18 protein-coding genes are annotated in these 19,304 nt (G+C 44.1%); 9 read left to right on the top strand and 9 right to left on the bottom strand.

Features of this window, described 5'->3' with window-relative positions; all coding sequences use genetic code 11:
- Nucleotides 1-209 precede the first annotated feature (209 nt).
- Complete coding sequence (gene dnaN, locus KE627_RS05985) at nt 210-1,349, bottom strand: DNA polymerase III subunit beta (protein ID WP_013726860.1); 1,140 nt, start codon at nt 1,347-1,349, stop codon at nt 210-212.
- A gap of 189 nt (nt 1,350-1,538) precedes the next feature.
- Entirely contained in the window at nt 1,539-2,888 is a 1,350-nt protein-coding gene (gene dnaA / locus KE627_RS05990; RefSeq protein WP_013726859.1) for a chromosomal replication initiator protein DnaA, read from the bottom strand.
- 505 nt (nt 2,889-3,393) lie between these two features.
- Between dnaA and rpmH the strand changes: the two genes are divergently transcribed.
- The 4 genes from rpmH (at nt 3,394) to KE627_RS06010 (ending at nt 6,011) form a co-directional block, all read left to right on the top strand.
- A complete protein-coding gene (gene rpmH, locus KE627_RS05995) occupies nt 3,394-3,528 on the top strand; it encodes a 50S ribosomal protein L34 (protein WP_013729124.1) in 135 nt (44 codons plus the stop codon).
- 59 nt (nt 3,529-3,587) lie between these two features.
- Entirely contained in the window at nt 3,588-3,953 is a 366-nt protein-coding gene (gene rnpA, locus KE627_RS06000; RefSeq protein WP_013729123.1) for a ribonuclease P protein component, read from the top strand.
- Nucleotides 3,950-4,786, top strand: a complete 837-nt coding sequence (locus KE627_RS06005) for a YidC/Oxa1 family membrane protein insertase (protein WP_013729122.1) — start codon at nt 3,950-3,952, stop codon at nt 4,784-4,786. The genes rnpA and KE627_RS06005 overlap by 4 nt, the downstream gene beginning before the upstream one ends.
- Nucleotides 4,787-4,883: 97 nt before the next feature.
- Nucleotides 4,884-6,011, top strand: a complete 1,128-nt coding sequence (locus KE627_RS06010) for a glycerate kinase family protein (RefSeq protein WP_013729121.1) — start codon at nt 4,884-4,886, stop codon at nt 6,009-6,011.
- A gap of 96 nt (nt 6,012-6,107) precedes the next feature.
- On the opposite strand, the gene KE627_RS06015 is transcribed toward KE627_RS06010, so the two are convergent.
- Together KE627_RS06015 and KE627_RS06020 are read right to left on the bottom strand one after the other, a co-directional pair.
- On the bottom strand, nt 6,108-6,785 hold the full coding sequence (locus tag KE627_RS06015) for a type 1 glutamine amidotransferase domain-containing protein (RefSeq protein WP_056938680.1): 678 nt from the start codon (nt 6,783-6,785) through the stop codon (nt 6,108-6,110).
- The gene (locus KE627_RS06020; protein ID WP_013729119.1) at nt 6,782-7,120 is read right to left on the bottom strand and encodes an ArsR/SmtB family transcription factor; all 339 of its coding nucleotides are present in this window, start codon (nt 7,118-7,120) and stop codon (nt 6,782-6,784) included. The genes KE627_RS06015 and KE627_RS06020 overlap by 4 nt, the downstream gene beginning before the upstream one ends.
- A gap of 174 nt (nt 7,121-7,294) precedes the next feature.
- Here KE627_RS06020 and KE627_RS06025 point away from each other — a divergent pair, with 174 nt between their 5' ends.
- Nucleotides 7,295-8,296, top strand: a complete 1,002-nt coding sequence (locus KE627_RS06025; protein WP_173667631.1) for an NADP-dependent oxidoreductase — start codon at nt 7,295-7,297, stop codon at nt 8,294-8,296.
- Nucleotides 8,297-8,376: 80 nt separating this feature from the next.
- Here KE627_RS06025 and KE627_RS06030 read toward each other — a convergent pair whose 3' ends face one another.
- Together KE627_RS06030 and KE627_RS06035 are read right to left on the bottom strand one after the other, a co-directional pair.
- Nucleotides 8,377-9,147, bottom strand: a complete 771-nt coding sequence (locus tag KE627_RS06030) for an acetoin reductase (RefSeq protein ID WP_013729117.1) — start codon at nt 9,145-9,147, stop codon at nt 8,377-8,379.
- A gap of 362 nt (nt 9,148-9,509) precedes the next feature.
- The gene (locus tag KE627_RS06035) at nt 9,510-10,463 is read right to left on the bottom strand and encodes a cation diffusion facilitator family transporter (protein ID WP_013729116.1); all 954 of its coding nucleotides are present in this window, start codon (nt 10,461-10,463) and stop codon (nt 9,510-9,512) included.
- Between the two features lie 255 nt (nt 10,464-10,718).
- Between KE627_RS06035 and jag the strand changes: the two genes are divergently transcribed.
- From jag to mnmG, 3 genes are all read left to right on the top strand, one after another.
- Entirely contained in the window at nt 10,719-11,429 is a 711-nt protein-coding gene (gene jag, locus KE627_RS06040; RefSeq protein ID WP_056938681.1) for an RNA-binding cell elongation regulator Jag/EloR, read from the top strand.
- 198 nt (nt 11,430-11,627) lie between these two features.
- The gene (mnmE, locus tag KE627_RS06045; protein ID WP_013729114.1) at nt 11,628-13,022 is read left to right on the top strand and encodes a tRNA uridine-5-carboxymethylaminomethyl(34) synthesis GTPase MnmE; all 1,395 of its coding nucleotides are present in this window, start codon (nt 11,628-11,630) and stop codon (nt 13,020-13,022) included.
- Between the two features lie 33 nt (nt 13,023-13,055).
- Nucleotides 13,056-14,987 carry a tRNA uridine-5-carboxymethylaminomethyl(34) synthesis enzyme MnmG gene (mnmG, locus tag KE627_RS06050; RefSeq protein ID WP_056938682.1) on the top strand — a complete coding sequence of 644 codons (1,932 nt, stop codon included), beginning with the start codon at nt 13,056-13,058 and terminating at the stop codon, nt 14,985-14,987.
- A 115-nt stretch (nt 14,988-15,102) separates the two neighbouring features.
- On the opposite strand, the gene KE627_RS06055 is transcribed toward mnmG, so the two are convergent.
- Both KE627_RS06055 and KE627_RS06060 read right to left on the bottom strand, forming a co-directional pair.
- On the bottom strand, nt 15,103-16,305 hold the full coding sequence (locus KE627_RS06055) for a multidrug effflux MFS transporter (protein WP_013729112.1): 1,203 nt from the start codon (nt 16,303-16,305) through the stop codon (nt 15,103-15,105).
- Nucleotides 16,306-16,370: 65 nt separating this feature from the next.
- On the bottom strand, nt 16,371-17,642 hold the full coding sequence (locus tag KE627_RS06060) for an ISL3 family transposase (protein ID WP_013727284.1): 1,272 nt from the start codon (nt 17,640-17,642) through the stop codon (nt 16,371-16,373).
- A gap of 343 nt (nt 17,643-17,985) precedes the next feature.
- Here KE627_RS06060 and lepB point away from each other — a divergent pair, with 343 nt between their 5' ends.
- A complete protein-coding gene (gene lepB, locus KE627_RS06065) occupies nt 17,986-18,573 on the top strand; it encodes a signal peptidase I (protein WP_013729111.1) in 588 nt (195 codons plus the stop codon).
- A 56-nt stretch (nt 18,574-18,629) separates the two neighbouring features.
- Here the strand turns inward: lepB and KE627_RS06070 are convergent, their stop codons facing one another.
- Nucleotides 18,630-19,268, bottom strand: coding sequence for a histidine phosphatase family protein (locus KE627_RS06070; RefSeq protein ID WP_082602309.1), 639 nt, complete (start codon nt 19,266-19,268; stop codon nt 18,630-18,632).
- Nucleotides 19,269-19,304: the final 36 nt, after the last annotated feature.

The following is a 19,304-nucleotide window of genomic DNA, read 5'->3' on the forward strand; positions in this document are numbered from 1 at the left end:
AGATTTTTGATATTTTTGCATCAAAATGGCAAAAACTGCTAAAAGGTGCCTATATGGACTTCTAATGAAATGACGATCATTTTTTAGGATTCAAACATTATGTAAATGTGATTGCAGCATTTTTGAAAGAAATCGATAGCAAGCAACTCATTTTGGTCAGAAAAAAACAACTCCCAGCCTGTGGAAGTTGTTGGCGAATCGATATTTAATTAAAACGTTCTGATTGGCGTAATCAGCTGAACAAAACTGTCACTGTCCTCGGTTGGTGTGAGGGTAAATGGTCGCAGAGCAGACGTGAAATCAATGTTAATTGTCGCCTGGGTGAATGACCGTAATGCGTCTTTCATGTAATCAGGATTAAAGGAAATCTCCAGTTCATTACCTTCTAATGACTTGGGCTCAAGGTCTTCTTCAACATTTCCGACATCAGGAGAATTACCGTAAATAGTAACTGTCTTTTTGTCAGGATCAATCGTGATTTTAACCACGTTATTTCTGGATTCATGTGAAAGCAGAGAAGCCCGTTCAATTGCAGCTAGTAATTCAGGTGCTTCAAATGAGATCCGAGTGTCATGTGAATCTGGAATTAACCGAGTGGTGTCAGGATAGTTTCCTTCAAGCAGTCGTGAATAAAACAGGGTGTTGCCGATGACAAACAGGGCTTGATTTTCGGTAACCGATAAAGACACTTCGTCTTGTCCATCATCAATCATCTTGGATAATTCAGTCAAACTCTTTCCAGGAATGACGAAATCATATGAACCATTGATCGGGGTTTCAAGAGTAACTTTCCGTTGACTCAAGCGGTGGCTGTCAGTTGCGACGGCCATAACGTGGTTATCGGAAATGACAAAGTGAACACCTGTTAAAATCGGCCGACTTTCCTGATTGGAAACTGCGACGACCGTTTGACTAATAATCTGTTTGAAAAGATCAGCGGCCAAAGGAATTGAGTCGTTCGTTTGAATTTCAGGAAGGTGTGGATAGTTATTGGCATCCAAACCATTGATAGTAAATGATGATTGACCTGATGTAATCATCGTCTGGAAGTTTTCGCCAACCTCTAGAGTTATGGTGTCTTTAGGCAATTTCTTGACAATTTCAGTGAAGAATCTGGCAGGCAACACAATGGCACCTTCGGATTCAATAACTAACATATTGTCTGGATCATCGGCTTTTAACGTGGTTTCAATGGAAATATCAGCGTCACTACCGGTTAGTACCAGACCGTCAGGACCTGCTACAATTTTGAGTCCTGTCAGAATAGGAATGGTGGTTTTGGTAGAGATTGCTCTTGAAACGGTGTTTAACCCTTTTGTGAATGCTGTTCGACCAATGGAAAATTTCATACTTTAATCGACCTCCCGGAAAGTGTAATTATATATTAATTAATAAAAGAAAAGAGAAGTAACAGTAGGGCATGTGGATATTGTGGATAACTTTTCACAAGTGGCCTGTCCCTAACGATTAACCTGTGGATAAGACTGTGCACAACTTATTGACTTCTCGATGATTTATCCACAATCGATTATATCATTTTAGTTCAGGGCACTTTTGATATCCGCGATTTCTTTTCTTAAGTCGGCATCAAGTTTGATGATTTCGGCAATTTTATCGCAAGCGTGAATAACGGTCGTGTGATCCTTGCCGCCAAATTCCTTGCCGATTTTTGGCAGCGAGTTACTGGTCATTTCCCTGGAAAGGTACATGGCGATTTGTCTAGGCATCACAATGGACTTCATGCGCTTTTTGCCCTTTAAATCATTAATGGAAATGTGGAAGTAGCTGGCGACTTTATTTTGGATATCAACGATTGAAAGCTGGCGGTTATCTTGGCTCAATTTGAGGCCACGAAGCGCTTCATAAACCAGGTCAGTCGTAATCGGCTCATCTTTTAATTTGGAATAGGCTTGAACCCGCGACAAAGCGCCTTCAAGTTCACGCACGTTGGAATCAATTTGGCCGGCAATATAGGACAAGGTGTCGTTTGGAATGACCAGGTTATCCAACTTGGCCTTATTTTTGAGAATGGCAATTCTGGTTTCCAGATCCGGCGGGGTGATATCGACTGGTAGACCCCAAGCGAACCTTGATACCAAGCGTTCTTGGAGCTTGGGGATCTCTTGAGGAACCCGATCGGATGTGAGGACGATTTGTTTATCGTTATTGTAGAGATCGTTAAAAGTATGGAAGAACTCTTCTTGGGTTCCTTCTTTTTGGGCAAAGAATTGAATATCATCAACCATTAAAATGTCGACGTCTCGGTATTCACGACGAAATTCTTCGGTGCGGTTGGTCTGAATGGCGTTGATGAAATCGTTGGTGAAGGCTTCACTGGTGACATACTTAACGTTGGTCTCGGGATGATCTTCAAGGCGCTTATTGCCGATAGCCTGCATCAAATGGGTCTTACCCAAACCGACGCCACCATAAAAGAACAGTGGATTATAAAGCTTGCCGGGTTCTTCGGACACAATTAAAGCAGCGGCATGGGCCATTTGATTGCCCTTGCCGATAATAAAGTTATCAAATGTGTAATTGGGATTAAGATGATTTTCCTTACTAAATGAAAACTCATCGCCGTCCTGATCTTGGCTGGCATTGTTATCCACAGGCTTTTCTTGGGCTTCTTTATTAACGTCCGAATCCAGAATAAACTTTGGCTCGATATTGCCTTTAGTGATCACAAAAGCATACTCTATCAAGTTTGGTGCCAATTGTTCTTTCCAATAATCCCGATGCAATTCAGAAGGTAAAGATAAAGTGAGTGTGGATCCATCAAAGCTGATCGGCTTGACTGGTTTGATCCAGGTATCATATGTAAGATCAGTGGTGTTGCTGCGAAATTGTTCGCTTAACTTTTGCCATAATGAATCCTTATCTAACACTACGAATTCCCCCTCTGTTTTTAGTCGTGTAACGAAACGCAAATTAATTTTAGCATTCCCCAGAAAAGTTTTCCACAGGCAAAAACAGCCTGTGCATAATTGTTTCACAGGGGTGGATGAAATGGATAACTCCCCTGTGGATAAGTGGATAAGGTCGTTGGAATTTGGTGTAATGAACAGGCAACTGTGGATAACTAAAGCTGACAACAACGGCTTTATTCACAAAAAAGTTGATAGAATCCACATCCTGTGGATAACTTTTGGAACACGGTGTGAGCTTGTGGATAACCTTGTGCAAATCTCTAAAATCAGCTATGATTATTTCTGCGGTTATCCACACTAATTGTTCATGAAACAAATTTTAAATATTTTTTGAAATGTGCGATCATTCAAAAGACTATTCCATTAATGAACAAATTATGTTAATATATTTGGGAAATGCATTTGAACATAATTGTAATTAAATGCTTAAACGCGACTTTTACAGTTAAAGGAGGAATTCATTATGAAGAGAACTTATCAACCAAAGAAACGTCATCGCGCTCGCGTTCATGGCTTTCGTAAACGTATGAGTACCAGCAATGGTCGTAAAGTGTTGGCTCGCCGACGTCAAAAAGGTAGAAAATCATTGTCTGCATAGACCACTGACCATTCAGTGGTCTTTTTCATTTATTTTTCAAAAGTCTGTGGAGATGGATCATGCGAAAATCGTATCGAGTAAAAAAAGAGAGTGAATTTCAAGAAGTCTTTGAGACTCATAACTCTGTTGCAAATCGTCAATTTGTTGTCTATTCTTTGGATAAACCCAATCAATTACATTTTCGCGTCGGTATTTCTGTTGGTAAGAAGATCGGTAATGCGGTACATAGAAATTGGGTCAAGCGAAGAATTCGTCAGTCCTTGTTGGAATTAAAGCCTTATCTTCGTCAGGACGTGGACTTTATTGTCATTGCCCGTCCGGCTGCTGACCAGATGTCGATGAGTGATGTCAAGGCAAGTTTAATTCATGTGCTCAAGTTAGCTAAACTAATCGATCCCAACTATGATAGTGAGGAAAAAAGTTGAAAAAGAGAATAAAGAAATTACTAGTATTACTATCATTAGTAAGTTTGACGGTAGTACTTTCCGCATGTAGTAACGCACCAATAACCAATCACAGTACGGGCATTTGGGATGGCTGGGTTGTTTTGAACTTCTCGCGGGCCATCATCTGGCTGTCTAAATTCTTTAGCGACAACTACGGAATGGGAATCATTATCTTCACCATTCTTGTCCGGATCGTGATTCTGCCATTGATGATTTACCAAACCAGAAGTATGCGTAAGACTCAAGAAGTCCAACCGCAGCTGAAGGCATTGCAGAAAAAATATTCATCAAGAGATGCAGAAACTGTTCAGAAGCTTCAAGCAGAGCAAAAGAAGCTGTATGCCGAAGCAGGCATTAACCCGCTTGCCGGCTGCCTGCCATTGATCGTTCAGATGCCAATTCTGTTCGCCTTGTACCAAGCAATTTGGCGAACCCACATTTTGAGAAGTGGAACGTTCTTCTGGCTGCAGCTTGGTCATCCGGATCCATACTTTGTCTTGCCGATCCTAGCTGCCCTGTTCACCTTCATTTCTTCGTGGCTGGCAATGAAAGGTCAGCCTGAATCTAATTCAATGACCACGATGATGACGGTCGGAATGCCATTCTTCATTTTGATTATGGCTATTAGCCTGCCATCAGCCCTGTCACTTTATTGGGTGATCACCAACGCGTTCCAAGTAGGTCAAACCCTGGTTATCCAAAATCCTTGGAAGATCCGTCGCGAACGTGAAAATAAACAACGCGAAGAGCGTGAGAAACAACGGGCAATTAAAAAAGCCATTAAACGTGCCAAGAAGAGTAAACGTAAATAATTAGCAAGCAGCGTGATCATTTGATCACGCTGCTTTTTTGTTGAACGATCCATATTCAGGTACACTAAGGTCAACAGTTAGTTAAAGGAAGTTGACGATGAAAACAATTGTAATTGCGACCGATTCATTTAAAGGCAGTGCCAGCTCACAGGAAGTGGCGGAGAATTTGCAACGGGGACTTACGGCGGCCAATCCCAGTCTTAAAATCAAAAAAGTACCGCTGGCTGATGGGGGTGAAGGCACCGTAACAGCCATTGTCAACGCGACTAAGGGCCACTTAATATCGACGCGGGTGTCTGGACCTACCGGCAGTCAAATCGACGCTAAATGGGGTCAGATTGACGATCAAACGGCAGTGATCGAAATGGCTGCAGCGGCTGGATACACGCAGGGCCAAACGACAGATGTTGCTGTTCGGTCCACTTATGGTGTAGGGGAACTCATTGAAGCGGCACTGGATCACGGCGTCAGCAAAATCCTTCTGGGACTTGGTGGTAGTTCAACCAACGATGGTGGCGTTGGCATGGCTCAGGCTTTGGGTGGTCATTTTTATGATCGAAACGGTTATGAGATCTCCCGTGGAATTGGCGGACTCAAAGACCTGGACAAAGTTGATTTGACCCAGATTGATCACCGGATGTCCACAGTTCAAATGATCGGTCTTTCTGATGTCGAGAATCCACTGACCGGCCAATTGGGTGCTACACGGATATTTGGGCCACAAAAAGGGATTCAAGATGAACAGATTGCGGATTTTGATGCCCGGCTGCAACGACTGGCGCGACTGACTGCTGCTACTGTGGGGAAGGACCTTTCACAGGTACCAGGAGCTGGAGCAGCTGGCGGTTTGGGATTTGGCGTCCTGGCCTTTCTAAAAGGCAAGTTAACGTCAGGAATTGATGAAATCATGAAGTTGGTGGACTTAAAGGCGATGCTTTGTGATGCTGATTGGGTCATTACCGGTGAGGGGCGGATTGACTCACAAACCCTCAGCGGCAAATTGCCAATGGGGGTTGCCAAACTGGCTGATTCGGCCAAAGTTCCGGTAATTGCCGTTGCCGGGAGTTTGGCCGCCGATATCCAACCATTATACGATCAAGGATTTGACTTGATTGTTTCCACCACGACCCGTCCGCTGACCGTTCAAGAAGCGATTCACCAAGCTCCTCAATTGATTGAGCAGACTGGTTTTCGAATTGGGAAGCTGATTCAGCTCATCAACTAATGAGATCCGGACGTTTGATTTAGCGTCCAAACTTAAAGCGGGGCCAAGGTATCAGTCGAATACACTGATGCCTTGGCCCCGCTTTAATATATTTATTTATTGCACGTTTTCAAGTAATAGCCGAGCGACAGCCCGTGGTGAGAATGGATTTTGGCCAGTAATCAAGTGACCATCTTGAATGGCATACTCCTTGTAAGCCCGCTTCTTTTTGAATTTACCACCGCGCTTTTCAACTGCTTGATTATTCAGAAAGGGAACCACTGATTTTTTGCCGGCGATGATTTCCTCTGCAGTTGTGAAACCAGTGATTGACTTGCCGGCAATTAAATAGCGACCGGCATCGTCCTTAATGTTGAGTAACCCTGCAACTCCGTGACAAACGGAGGTAATGTATCCACCGTTGTCGTAAATTGACAAGGCGATTTGCTGGAGAGCCCGGTCATTTGGAAAATCCCACATCACTCCGTGGCCGCCAGTGTAGTAGATTGCCAAATAATCGTCGGGATTAATTTCATTTGGCCGCAGTGAGTTGGTCAACGCCCGTTTTTGAAAATCCTCAGTTTCATAGAATTTTATGATCGATTCGTTAGTGTATTTCATACTGCGTGGATCAAGTGGCACAAAGCCGCCCTTTGGACTGACATAGTCGACGTCAATCCCAGCCTTCTGAATTGTTTCGGCAAATTCAGTTGCTTCCCCCAACCATAAACCGGTGGGATCGTTCGTGCCTTGATAACGGGTAACATTCGTTAAAACAATCAATACTTTTTTCATGATTTGGTCTCCGTTTGATGAATGATTGCTGTGACGTGATCCAGAAGGGTTTTTAGTTCATCAATTTCCTTGATGTCATGGGACAGGTAGTAGAAGTTCTTGGTTCCTTCACTTCTGACGGCCACTAAATGGGCATCTTTCAAAATTTTCAAATGGTGGGAAACTGCCGGTCTCGATAAGCCAGTGACACTGGTAAGTTCAGGAACTTGCAGCCCCTCACAAGAATTGGTTTTTAACAGGGAAATGATAATTGCTTGCCGTTTTTGGTCCCCTAAAGCAGTTAAGAAACTGCTGACATTGGTAAATTCAGTTTGAATTTGGTGTAAATCAGCCATCGTAAGTTCCTCTCGGTTCATATTTTTAAACCATTAAACCATTTTATTTCTCAGCCGTCAACGAATTGGCATTAAACCGTCTTACTTGACGTCCGCTGAATTGTGATTTATGATTTGGACACCATTCGTTCAAAAATTTAAACCAATAAAGTGGAGCTAGTAATAATGACAAAAATGATGAAAGCTGCCCAGATCCAGCATTTTGGGCAGCAGCAATTAGAGATCGCGGACGTGCCGATTCCAACAATTAGGGATCATGACGTGTTAGTGAAAGTTGCTGCGGCAAGTATTAATCCGATTGATTTAAAGACCCGCGATGGCAAACTTAAAATGCTGTTGAAGTATTCGATGCCATTGAGATTAGGGAGTGATTTTTCTGGGACAGTTGTTCAGACGGGAACATTGGTGAAGGACTTCAAGGTTGGTGATGAGGTATATGGTCGGGTACAGAAGAATCGGATCGGAACTTTTGCCGATTATTTGGCGGTGGATCAGGGTGATATTGCCCTGAAACCGGCCAACTTATCACTGGTGGAATCCGCAGCACTGCCGCTGGTTTCGCTGACCAGTTACCAAGCGTTAATTGACTTGATGCACGTTAAGCCTGGAGATAAAGTCTTGATTCAGGCGGGGTCCGGTGGGATTGGGACAGTTGCGATTCAACTGGCCAAGTCATTGGGAGCCTTTGTGGCAACGACCACCAGCGCAAAGAATACGGGTTTGGTCAGGCAGTTGGGGGCCGATCAGGTCATCGACTATCATCAAACGGCATTTGAAGATGTCTTGTTTGATTACGATGGCGTGTTTGATACACTGGGTGGTTCACAATTAGCTAACGCGTTTCAAGTCGTGAAACCCCGCGGCAAAGTAGTTTCAATTTCGGGTCTGCCAAATCGGGCATTCGCCCAGCAGGCTGGCCTGCCAATGTGGAAACAACTGGCGTTTTCCCTGGCTACAGCAAAAATGAGGCGACTGCAGCGCCAATTTCAGGTTGGCTATGAGTTTTTATTCATGAAACCTAGTGGGACCCAATTGTCCAAGATAACCAAAATGGTCGAACATGGGACCCTTCAGCCGGTCATTGATCGGGTGGTGCCGTTTTCCGATATCCAATCTGCTATGGATTACTCCGCAGCCGGCCGGTCCGTTGGAAAGATTGTTATTAAAATGGCTTAACGGGTAGAGTTCAAACAAAAAGACAGCGATGAGATTGTGCTCATGGCTGTCCTTTTAAATTACAATCGTTTTCGATTATCCTATTGATATCTCATGCCACCATCCACTAGAATTGATTGGCCGGTGATATAAGCGGCATCAGGGGATGCAAACCACGAAACGACTTTGGCAACGTCTTCTGGTGTCGCTTCTCTGCCCAGTGAGATTTCACTGAGGCAGTTTTTTTGTTGTTCAGCGACAGAGATTCCTTTGATTTCAGCGGTCCGTTTGTCGATGCCGTCTCTTAGAGGTGTTCTGACAATTCCTGGATCGTAAGCGTTAACGGTGATTTGGTCCTTTGCCAATTCCTTCGAAGCTGCTTGAGTAATTCCCCGAACGCCAAACTTTGAAATCGAATAAGCGCTTTGCAGAGCAGATGCCTCAACACCGGCCAGGGAGGCCGCGTTAACGATTCGACCACCGTGACCCTGTTTTTTGAATTGTTCGGCCGCCGCCTGGGTTCCCCAATAAGTTCCTAATAAATTGACATCCAATAATCGCCGGATGTCTTTTTCCGCGGAATCAACAATTTCGTTGATGAAAGCCACCCCGGCATTATTGACGTACACGGCAAGCTCACCAAGATCGGCAACCGCTTTTTGCACTAATTCAAAGACCCGTTCGCGGTCAGCCACGTCGATATGATACGATTTGGCAGTGTAGCCGTCGTTAGTCAAGTCTGCGGTTACCTTATCAGCTGTTTCCCCATTGATATCTGCGACTGCAATCGCGAACCCATCTTTTGCCAGTCGATGAGCGATGCCTTCTCCGATTCCTTGTCCTGCGCCAGTTACAATTGCTAATTTTGCCATGATTGCCACCCCAAATTTATAATTTTTTATTCATTAAATGAAAAAACGCTTCTGCAGCCAATGCTGCAGAAGCGAATAACACTTTACCATTCTGATTTATTTGACGATTACTCGTCAAACCTTGATAACCATCGAAAGTCGATGGTGTGTCTGCTAACGGGGACTCATCCGTCTGCTGCTCGTTATTGACTCACAACAACCAATCATCGGCCATCTTCATTTAAGTTGAATATTGGCTTCCATCAGCGCCAACTCTCTGATAGACAACTTCAAACTACTCACCGATTCATTTTGTTTAACAAATTATCATTTAATTAAAATTGAATATAGCGCTGTTTTTTTTATTTGTCAAACCATTTTGATTAATCTGCCGAATGCGGATTGTCTTTTTGACTGACCGGATAGCTCATCACATCGGCATCGAGAATATCGTATTTCTCCATCAAATTGTGTTCAACTTTTTCACCAATTGCATAGGCTGTTTTTAAATCGGTGTCATCATCCAGATAGATGCCGATTTTCATGACAATTTGATCTCCGAGCCACCGTGGCTCAATCCCTTCAATTCCGAGGACCCCAGGGATGGCACTAATGGTCTCACTATAACGTTGAATATCTTTTGGATCAAAACCTTCACTCAATCTCATAATGGTTGTTCTAAAAATACTAATTGATGAGTGGAGAATCAGGCAGCCGACAATCAAAGTTGCCACTCCATCCAGCCATTGGGCCCCCAGGTAGGCACCGCCAATGGAAAGAAATGTTCCAAAGCTGGTCCAGGCATCACTTTTAAGGTCTTGTCCGGAGGCGGTGAGAGCTTGATTTTTCAGCTGAATACCCTTGGTTTTATTGAACCGGGCCAAGATGCCAATGATCATGGCTGCAATGATGCTGACGCCCAGCGACCAGTCATTCGGTCGAATGGTGTGACCAGCCAGGAATCGCTGGACAGCAAAAACGCCGTCAACAAAAATTTGGATACTGACTGCAAACATGATTGTCGCAGATAAAAGTGCGGCAATATTTTCATACTGCCAGTGGCCCATCACGTGATTGGAGTCCGGTGGGCGCTTGGACATTTTCAGGCCAATGATTAAAATAGCTGCACCACAAACACCGGTGAGGTTATTCAGCCCATCGGCAATCAAAACGGTAATTTGTGCCAAATACCCAATGATCAGTTCGGCAACCATGATGGCCGAGTAGGCACTCAGGTTGACCCAGGTGATCTGCGAGGCTTCCTGAAGCTTGCTAAGTCGGTGCTGACGGTCGATTTGAATGTTTCGGCCGGCGTCATATTGATTTGTGTTTGCCATTTTATCACTTCCCAAATCGAAAACCTAAAGCAGCCGTCACTATAGATTGATGTCGATTCAGACGAAACCATCTTTCTTAAAAAAGCTACTACACCCCATTATATCGACTTTGTAGTGAGATGGTAGTTTGATGCTTTGAAATGTGACAAATCATTTAAAGTTTGCGTTTAGTTTCCGTTTTTCGCAACAAACCGTTTAATAATGCGCGTTTTTATGCTATTATTAACCAGTTAATTCAAATAAAGGGAGTTCATTATGACAATTTACTCTGGAAAAACCATCCAAGACGCCGTAGAACAGGGTTTAACCGCACTATCACTCACTTCGGACCAAGTTGAAGTTACCGTTATTCAACAACCTAAGAATGGATTTTTAGGTTTCGGTCGCAAACTTGCACAGGTTGAACTTGTCAGTAAAACTAACACTAAACAACAGACAAACCTTAATAAATCAACTAATCAGCCGGTTTCAGAATCAAAACAGCATGAGGAAGAAACTGAAAACGCCGTTGACATTGAAGAAGTTTCCCAAAAACTTGCCAACTATTTGAACGATGTTTTAGAAGCAATGGGCTTCTCGTTCAAATTGAAGCTCGATTTAAAGAATCGGCATTCAATCTATATTGACATTGATACTGACCAGGAGAGCCGCTTAATCGGCCGTCATGGCCGCACGATTAATGCGCTCCAAAACTTGTCACAGATTTTTATTAATCGACTGGGTGCCAACAACGTTACCGTTGAGTTGGATACCGCAAACTACCGTTCCAGAAGAAGCGAGTCGCTGGTTCAACTGGCCGATAAGACTGCTCGGAATGCCATTGCCAACGGCAAGCCAGTCTACTTGAACCCAATGCCGGCATTTGAACGCAAACAAATTCATAATGCTTTGGCTGACAATGATCACGTGATGACGTATTCAACCGGCAAAGAACCTCATCGTGTCATTGTCGTTGCACCAAAATAGTTCTCAAAATCAATTGACAAATGCATTGCTTTAAAATATTATGTAGGTAATCATTCTTATCTTAACTAGGTAAAGTAGTCAAAGTGCTTTATCCATGCTATCTTTTTTGGCATGGAGTGGCGCTTTTTTTGTGCTTTTAGATAAGTTTTGTGGTTAAATTAGAACACTATTCAATTATTCGTGGAGGGAAGCTTAATCATGGTTTTAACAACAACAGAATTTGATACGATTGCAGCGATTTCAACACCACCTGGTGAGGGCGGGATTTCGATTATCCGCATTAGCGGTGAAGAAGCACTTGATGTTGCAAAAAAGCTCTATCGTGGTAAAGACCTTGATAAAGTTGCCAGCAACACCATTAATTATGGCCACATCATTGATCCGGATACCAACGAAGAGGTCGATGAAGTAATGCTCTCCGTGATGAGAGCCCCTCACACTTATACTGAAGAGGATATTGTTGAAATTAACTGTCATGGTGGGATTGTTGCCACCAATCGGATTCTTCAGTTGGCACTGAGTCACGGTGCCAGAATGGCCGAGCCTGGTGAGTTTACCAAACGGGCATTTCTCAACGGCCGAATTGATTTGTCACAGTCTGAAGCCGTCATGGATCTGATTGAAGCCAAAACTGACCGTTCAATGAAAGCGGCGATTAATCAATTGGATGGTAATCTATCGCATTTGATTAAACATTTACGCCAAGATATTCTCGACGTGCTTGCCCAAGTAGAAGTCAACATCGACTATCCTGAGTACGATGATGTTGAAACCATGACTAGTAAATTGTTGCGGGAAAAGGCGACCGATGTCCATGCGCGAATTGTGCAACTGCTGAAGACTGCCAAACAAGGCAAGATCTTACGAGAAGGTTTGGCCACTTCGATTATTGGTCGGCCCAACGTCGGTAAGTCCAGTTTGTTGAACAATTTACTTCATGAAGACAAGGCAATCGTGACCGATGTGCCCGGTACTACCAGAGATGTCCTTGAAGAATATGTCAATGTCCACGGCGTGCCATTAAAATTGGTTGATACGGCCGGAATTCGCGATACGACTGACAAAGTTGAAAAAATCGGTGTTGATCGTTCCAGAAAAGCCATTAATAGTGCCGATTTGGTGCTGCTGGTGCTTAACGCCAGTGAGCCATTAACCGATGAGGACAAAAAGTTATTGAGTGCCACTCAAGACAAACAGCGGATCATCATCCTCAATAAGACTGATTTACCAACCAAAATTGATCAAGACCAAATTAAGTCTCTAGCTGACGGCCAGAACGTTATTTCGACTTCAGCGATTAAGGCAGACGGGTTGACGCAGCTGGAAGAATTGATTGCCAAGATGTTCTTTGATGAAGGAATTGAAAGCAGTCAAAACGACATTATGGTCACCAATGCCCGCCACATCGGTCTGTTAAATCAAGCCAAACAGGCTTTGGAAGACGTTGTCAAAGGATTGGATGATGGCATGCCGGTTGATTTGGTTCAAATTGACATGACTCGCTGCTGGGATTTCTTAGGTGAGATTACCGGCGACAGTTACCAAGATGAGTTAATTGATCAGTTATTCAGTCAATTCTGTTTAGGAAAATAACCTGTTTCACGTGAAACATTTGGAGGAAAAACAGTGAAAAGTTTACGAGTTAGCGATGTTAAACAAAAATATCGCGGCCAAGATTATGATGTCATTGTCGTCGGCGCCGGTCATGCAGGCTGTGAAGCGGCTTTGGCTGCCGCCAGAATGGGCAACAAGACCCTCTTGCTGACCATTAATTTGGATATGGTGGCATTTATGCCATGTAATCCATCCGTTGGTGGCCCTGCCAAAGGGACAGTTGTCCGCGAAGTTGATGCTTTAGGCGGCGAAATGGGCAAGAATATTGATAAGACATACATCCAAATGCGGATGTTGAACACCGGTAAAGGACCAGCAGTTCAAGCGTTGCGTGCACAAGCTGATAAACATGCCTATCACGCCGAGATGAAACATACGATTGAAAAAGAACCCAATTTGACTTTGCGTCAGGGAATTGTTGATTCCTTGATTGTTGAAGACGGTGTTTGTAAAGGGGTTATCACCAATACTGGCGCTGAGTGTTATGCCAAGGCAGTTGTCATCGCTGCCGGAACCGCTGCTCGTGGAAAGATTATCATTGGCGAGTTGATGTACGCTTCTGGACCTAACAACTCACAACCGGCTGAAAAACTTTCAGGCAACTTGGAAGCGCTCGGTTTTGATTTGGAGCGTTTCAAGACTGGAACCCCACCGCGAGTTGACGGGACAACGATTGACTACTCCAAGACAGAGGAACAACCTGGCGATGAGAAACCGCACCACTTTAGTTTTGAATCTTCTGATGAGAACTACCTGGCAGTCAAAGACCAGCTATCCTGCTGGTTGACCTACACGAATGAAACGACCCACAAGATTATCCGCGATAATCTTGATCGGGCACCAATGTTTACTGGTGTTATCGAGGGAGTCGGTCCCCGTTATTGCCCATCAATTGAGGATAAAGTGGTTCGTTTCGCTGACAAGAGCCGCCACCAACTATTTTTGGAGCCTGAAGGCAGAAAAACCGAGGAATGGTATGTCGATGGCCTGTCAACTTCGATGCCCGAAGAGGTCCAGCAAAAAATGATTCATTCAATCGTCGGCATGGAAAATGCCCAGATGATGCGGCCCGGCTACGCAATCGAATACGATATCGTTGCACCCTATCAACTGAAGCCGACTTTGGAAACCAAAGTTGTCAAAAACCTCTTTACAGCCGGTCAAACCAATGGAACATCAGGCTATGAAGAAGCTGCCGGTCAAGGGCTGATTGCCGGCATCAACGCTGGTCGTCGCGCACTTGGCAAAGGGCCATTTGTCTTAAAACGGAACGAAGCATACATCGGCGTCATGATTGATGATTTGGTTACCAAAGGGACCAAAGAACCATACCGTTTGTTAACCAGCCGAGCAGAATATCGTTTATTGTTGCGGACTGACAATGCCGACATGCGTCTGACAGAAAAAGGCCACGAGATTGGCTTAATTTCTGACGAGCGCTACGCTAAGTTCTTAGCTAAGAAAAAGGCCATTGAAGCTGAATTTGATCGTTTGAACACCATTCGGATTAAGCCGTCAGATGAAGTGAACCAGTTTGTTCAGGAACACGGTGACAAACCGTTGCAAGACGGGGTACTGGCATCAATCTTTCTGCGCCGACCATACGTCGATTACCAGACATTGATGCGGTTCATTCCCCAAGCAGAGACAAAGCCTGATCGTCACGTGATCGAGCAAATTGAAATTCAGACCAAATATGCCGGCTATATCAAGAAAGCCGAGCAAAGTGTTGAAAAGATGAAGCGGATGGAAGCTAAAAAGATTCCAGACCGGATTGATTACGATGCAATTGATGGCATCGCTACCGAAGCCCGTCAGAAACTGCAGAAAATTCATCCTGAGACAATTGCCCAAGCATCCCGAATTAGTGGTGTGAACCCTGCCGATATCGCGATTTTGAGCGTTTATATTCAACAGGGGAAGATTAGTAAGCTGGCTGAGTAGTTTTAAAGTCTAATGAACCGCTCTACCACTTTGGCTGCCGGTTCTTAAATATGATCATTTAGTCAACAGCACAATAAAAACGGCTGAGAGCAAATTTTGCTCCCAGCCGTTTTTATTAACTGAGTGAGCGTTGCCTATTATGAATAGTACTGAAAAGAAATAAACTCAACCCCATACATCCCATAATTGCCACTGACATTGGCAGATAGGTCCCAGTCCCCATCAATCCGACCAACGGTGACATGATCCCGCCAATTGCATTTTGCGACAAGCCCAACATTGCTGAAAGACCACCGTTGTTATGTAATGTCAGGTTCATGATAATTGAAGTGGTTAATGTAAATAACATTCCAAATTGAGTAACCGTTAAGAACACTAAGATGATCACCAGCAGGAGATTGTTCAAGAATAAGGCGCTCAATGTTAGTAAAACAGAGGTTATAAAGGTGGATGTCAAAATAACTTTGGTTTGACCAGCTTCACTAAAGTGTCCCGCCAAGGCCCCTGGAATGACTGAGCCAATGGCGATCCCGATGCCATTCAATGCGTAGAGTAGGCTGAAGTTTTGAACTGACATGTGGAAGAAGTTCTGGAATACAAATGATGAAGCAGAAATATAGCTGAATAGACCACCGGAGACCAATCCAGTTGCCAGTACCAGGCGGACAAAGCGCGAGTTTTTCAATAACTTAAACATTTGGCCAATTGATTTCCCCGGACTGCCAGAAATTCGTTTCTCTTGAGGTAAGGTTTCCTTAATTCCCAGCCAGAGTGCCAGGACTAAGACAAATCCAATGACTGCTAACAGGATGAAAATTCCCTGCCACTCGACATAGCGGATCATAAAGCCGCCAATGACTGGTGAGATGACCGGGAAGATCCCATTGACCGCTGATAGCATCGAGTAAAATTTGGTTAGCAGAGGCCCTGAGAACATATCTGAAGCGATTGCCCGGGAGAGCACCTGCCCACTTGCCCCAGCCAGACCCTGAATGAACCTTAAGCCGATCAGCAGATAAACTGAACTGCTGTAGGCGATCATCAAGGATACCAGACCAAAGATGAAAAACCCGATCATCAACGGCTTCTTGCGCCCATATTTGTCACTTAATGGTCCAGAAATCAGCTGCCCCAGGGCTAACCCGATGAGACAGGCACTTAGGCTCAGCTGAATGAGTGAAGGCTGGGCGGATAGGTCACGGGTCATTTCGGGAAGGGCCGGTAAATACAGATCGATTGACAGCGGTCCGGTTGCACTGATCGTTCCCAGAATAAAGATCAGCCAAATTTTATTTCCTAGTTTTAGGTTTGTGTTCATGTTGTTACCTCTATTTCACGGTTCTTCGTCAACTGTTGTTGGTGAACAAAATATTGGAGTTCTAATCACTTGGTGATTAGGGCTCTTTTTGTATGAACTCGAAAAGCGAACAGCACTCTTAGCCGGAATCTGAAGAAGTTTCGGTAACCAAATCCAGTGCGCTTAATGACTTTAATCTTGTTGTTTGAACCTTCTAATGGCCCGTTGGTGTAGTGGTGGGTGAAAGTGTTGCCAATTTCATCATGATGAGCCGCCAAGGTTTGGAGGGCTGCCAACATCTCTTCCGAGCACCCCTGCAGGTGGTGAAAGGCTTGATTATAGTTGGGCCAGTCGCGGTTTTTGATGGTTTCACGTAACCGATTCATCACGTCGTAAGTTTGCTTGAGCTCGGGATCAATGTCCAGTAAAGCATCAACCACATCCGTGGCAGTTGCCGGATAAGGGAAGTTTGTCCACTTACGGAAAGCCTCGTAGTTAAGGTGATTGGCCGGCGTTAATAATAGTTTCCAATAGCGTTTCAAGGCGTGATACTGGCGTGAGGAAGTGGCCAGGGTTTTCATGAGACGCACTCGCGTCTTATTAAAAGCCCGGTTTAAAGCGTTAACCAGGTGGAAGGGATCGATGACAACGATGGCGTTCGGGAAGATCTGCCCAACCAATTTGGGATAGGTATAGTTCATATCGGTAACGATAATTTTCACATTTTCTCGCGCGGCTTGGTCATAATGTTGGAAGTACTTTTGAAGCTGATAGATGGTTCTAAAGGGCAACAGGTCAATCAATTCGTGGGTTTCCGCGTCCATAAATTCAAAGCTCATCGCGTCGGTGGCGCTCTTAGTACTTTTAACTTCGTCCATGAGGAGAACTTTGGGTAAGTAGTGCCAGTTGGTTTGAAAGTCGTGTTCAGCGCGCAAGAGCTGCCGACCAACGAATGAATCCGAAGTGGACAATTCATTGGCAATGTGTTTGAGGCTCACTGGTTCCGTTAACTTCTCTAAACATTGTTTCCGGGTTGTATTTGAAATCGTGCAGTGCTTCGGCACTGCACTCGTCTGCGCCAGGAAGTTGGTATGACAAGCCTTACAGTGAAAGTTTCGCCGATTGAGGCATAGGATAACCGTGCTGCCCAATGTTTTAGCGAATCTAATGGTGGTCTTCCGCCAACCATAGCCAATGATCTGGTGATCATTAATAACCCCACAATTGCGGCAGGCCTTGGGAGAATAGTTCAGTGATCCATTTAATCTGATTACCCCATCATCACCTATTTTGCCATTCTCAATTTTTAAGTGTTCATCATCTATTCCTAACAACATTTTCGTAGTATCATTTGACATAGGGCATTTCCTTCTTTCTCTAAAATCTTCGTGGTTGTTGGTTTTGATGAACGGACAGGAAATGTCCGCTTTTTTTATTCTAATGAAAAACAAAAAATCTGTCATCAGTAATAGATAAAAATCTATTACCAACAACAGATATTGTAGAGCCTATTTCACAAGCGGAGTCATACAAATTATGATACAGTTTGATTGCAATATGAGCAATAAATTAGGGTTCTGTTAATTAAGCGCGAAAAAGTTGTTCTGGCGGGTAAATGTGATAAAATTAATATCGATTGTGTAAGCTAATCGTTATGGATAGTATGCATAGCTAATTGTGTTGTTCACAAAGGAGCTTAAGATGAAAGTATTTAAAGAAATTATGAGCTGGGTAATCCCCATCTTGGTTGGGCTGCTGGTTGCCCTATTGATTCGCCAGTTTGTCTTCACGTTCGCCCGGGTGGATGGTCCTTCGATGGAACCCAATCTCGTTAATAAAGAGCGCTTGATTGTTTGGCGGCATGCCAAGATTAAGCATCTGAGCGTCATCGTTTTTGATGCCCATGGTGAAGATCCAACGGCTACCAAGCCTAAAACCGACTATGTTAAGCGGGTGATCGGCCTACCTGGCGATACCGTCTCCAGTAAGAACGGCAATATCTACGTGAATGGAAAAGCTGTTCCCCAGAAGTTCATTAGCATGAGCGAACGGACGACTGGAACCGGCAATTGGAATTTGAAATCATTATCCAAGAGCTGGGACAAAAATACCAATGCCACCAAGGTTCCCAAGGGTGAGTATTTCGTCCTTGGTGACCATCGAAGCGTCTCAAATGACGGTCGTTATTGGGGCTTTGTTCCAAAGAAGAAGATTACCGGCGTAGCAAAGACCTTCTTCTGGGAAACCAACAAGACCAAACGAACTAACGTTAACAGTCTAGGCTATTAACGATAACTTAAAAATCTCACTAAAAGATTAATTACGCAATCTTTTCGTGAGATTTTTTATTCATTGTAGGAAATAATATGCGGCGTGTCGGTCACGTCCAGCTGGGTAATGCTACCGTTACGGGGCTGCTTAACAACTGTTGCATCATCAGTATATAAAGTCGCCAGGTTTCTCAGAAAAGTTCCATGTGAAACAACCAAGGCGTTCTGACCGTCTGTCAGTTCAGATTGAATATGTTCGACTGCACTGTTGATTCGACTCTCGAGGTGAGCAGAAGTCTCGGCTTTGTGAAATGGATCGGCGGCATGCATGAAATCACGCATTTTGAGGAGGCCATATTCTTCGATCAAGTCCTCTTGATTACGATGTCCCAGCGGTCCGCCAATCATGTTCCATGTTTGGATACTGTCGATTCCCTCAAATGAGCCAAAGTAAATTTCGCGAACGTCCAGGGACACTTCTCGAGAAACGCCACCCGAAGCATGATTATTTGCCAGAATAATGTCTAAAGTATGAATCGCCCGCATCATATCGGAACTGATTGCCAAATCAAAATGGACATCAGCAAGTTTTTCCCCAGTTGCCTTTGCCTGGGACTCGCCCTTTTGAGTCAATGGTGAGTCCACCCAGCCTTGCATCCGCCGAAATTGATTGAGTAACGTTTGACCATGGCGCACAAAATAAATGGTTTTCATGTTGAATCCTTTCAAATGTTTTCTGTATCCAATTAT

Source organism: Lentilactobacillus buchneri (assembly GCF_018314255.1).
GTDB classification, from domain to species: Bacteria; Bacillota; Bacilli; order Lactobacillales; family Lactobacillaceae; genus Lentilactobacillus; species Lentilactobacillus buchneri.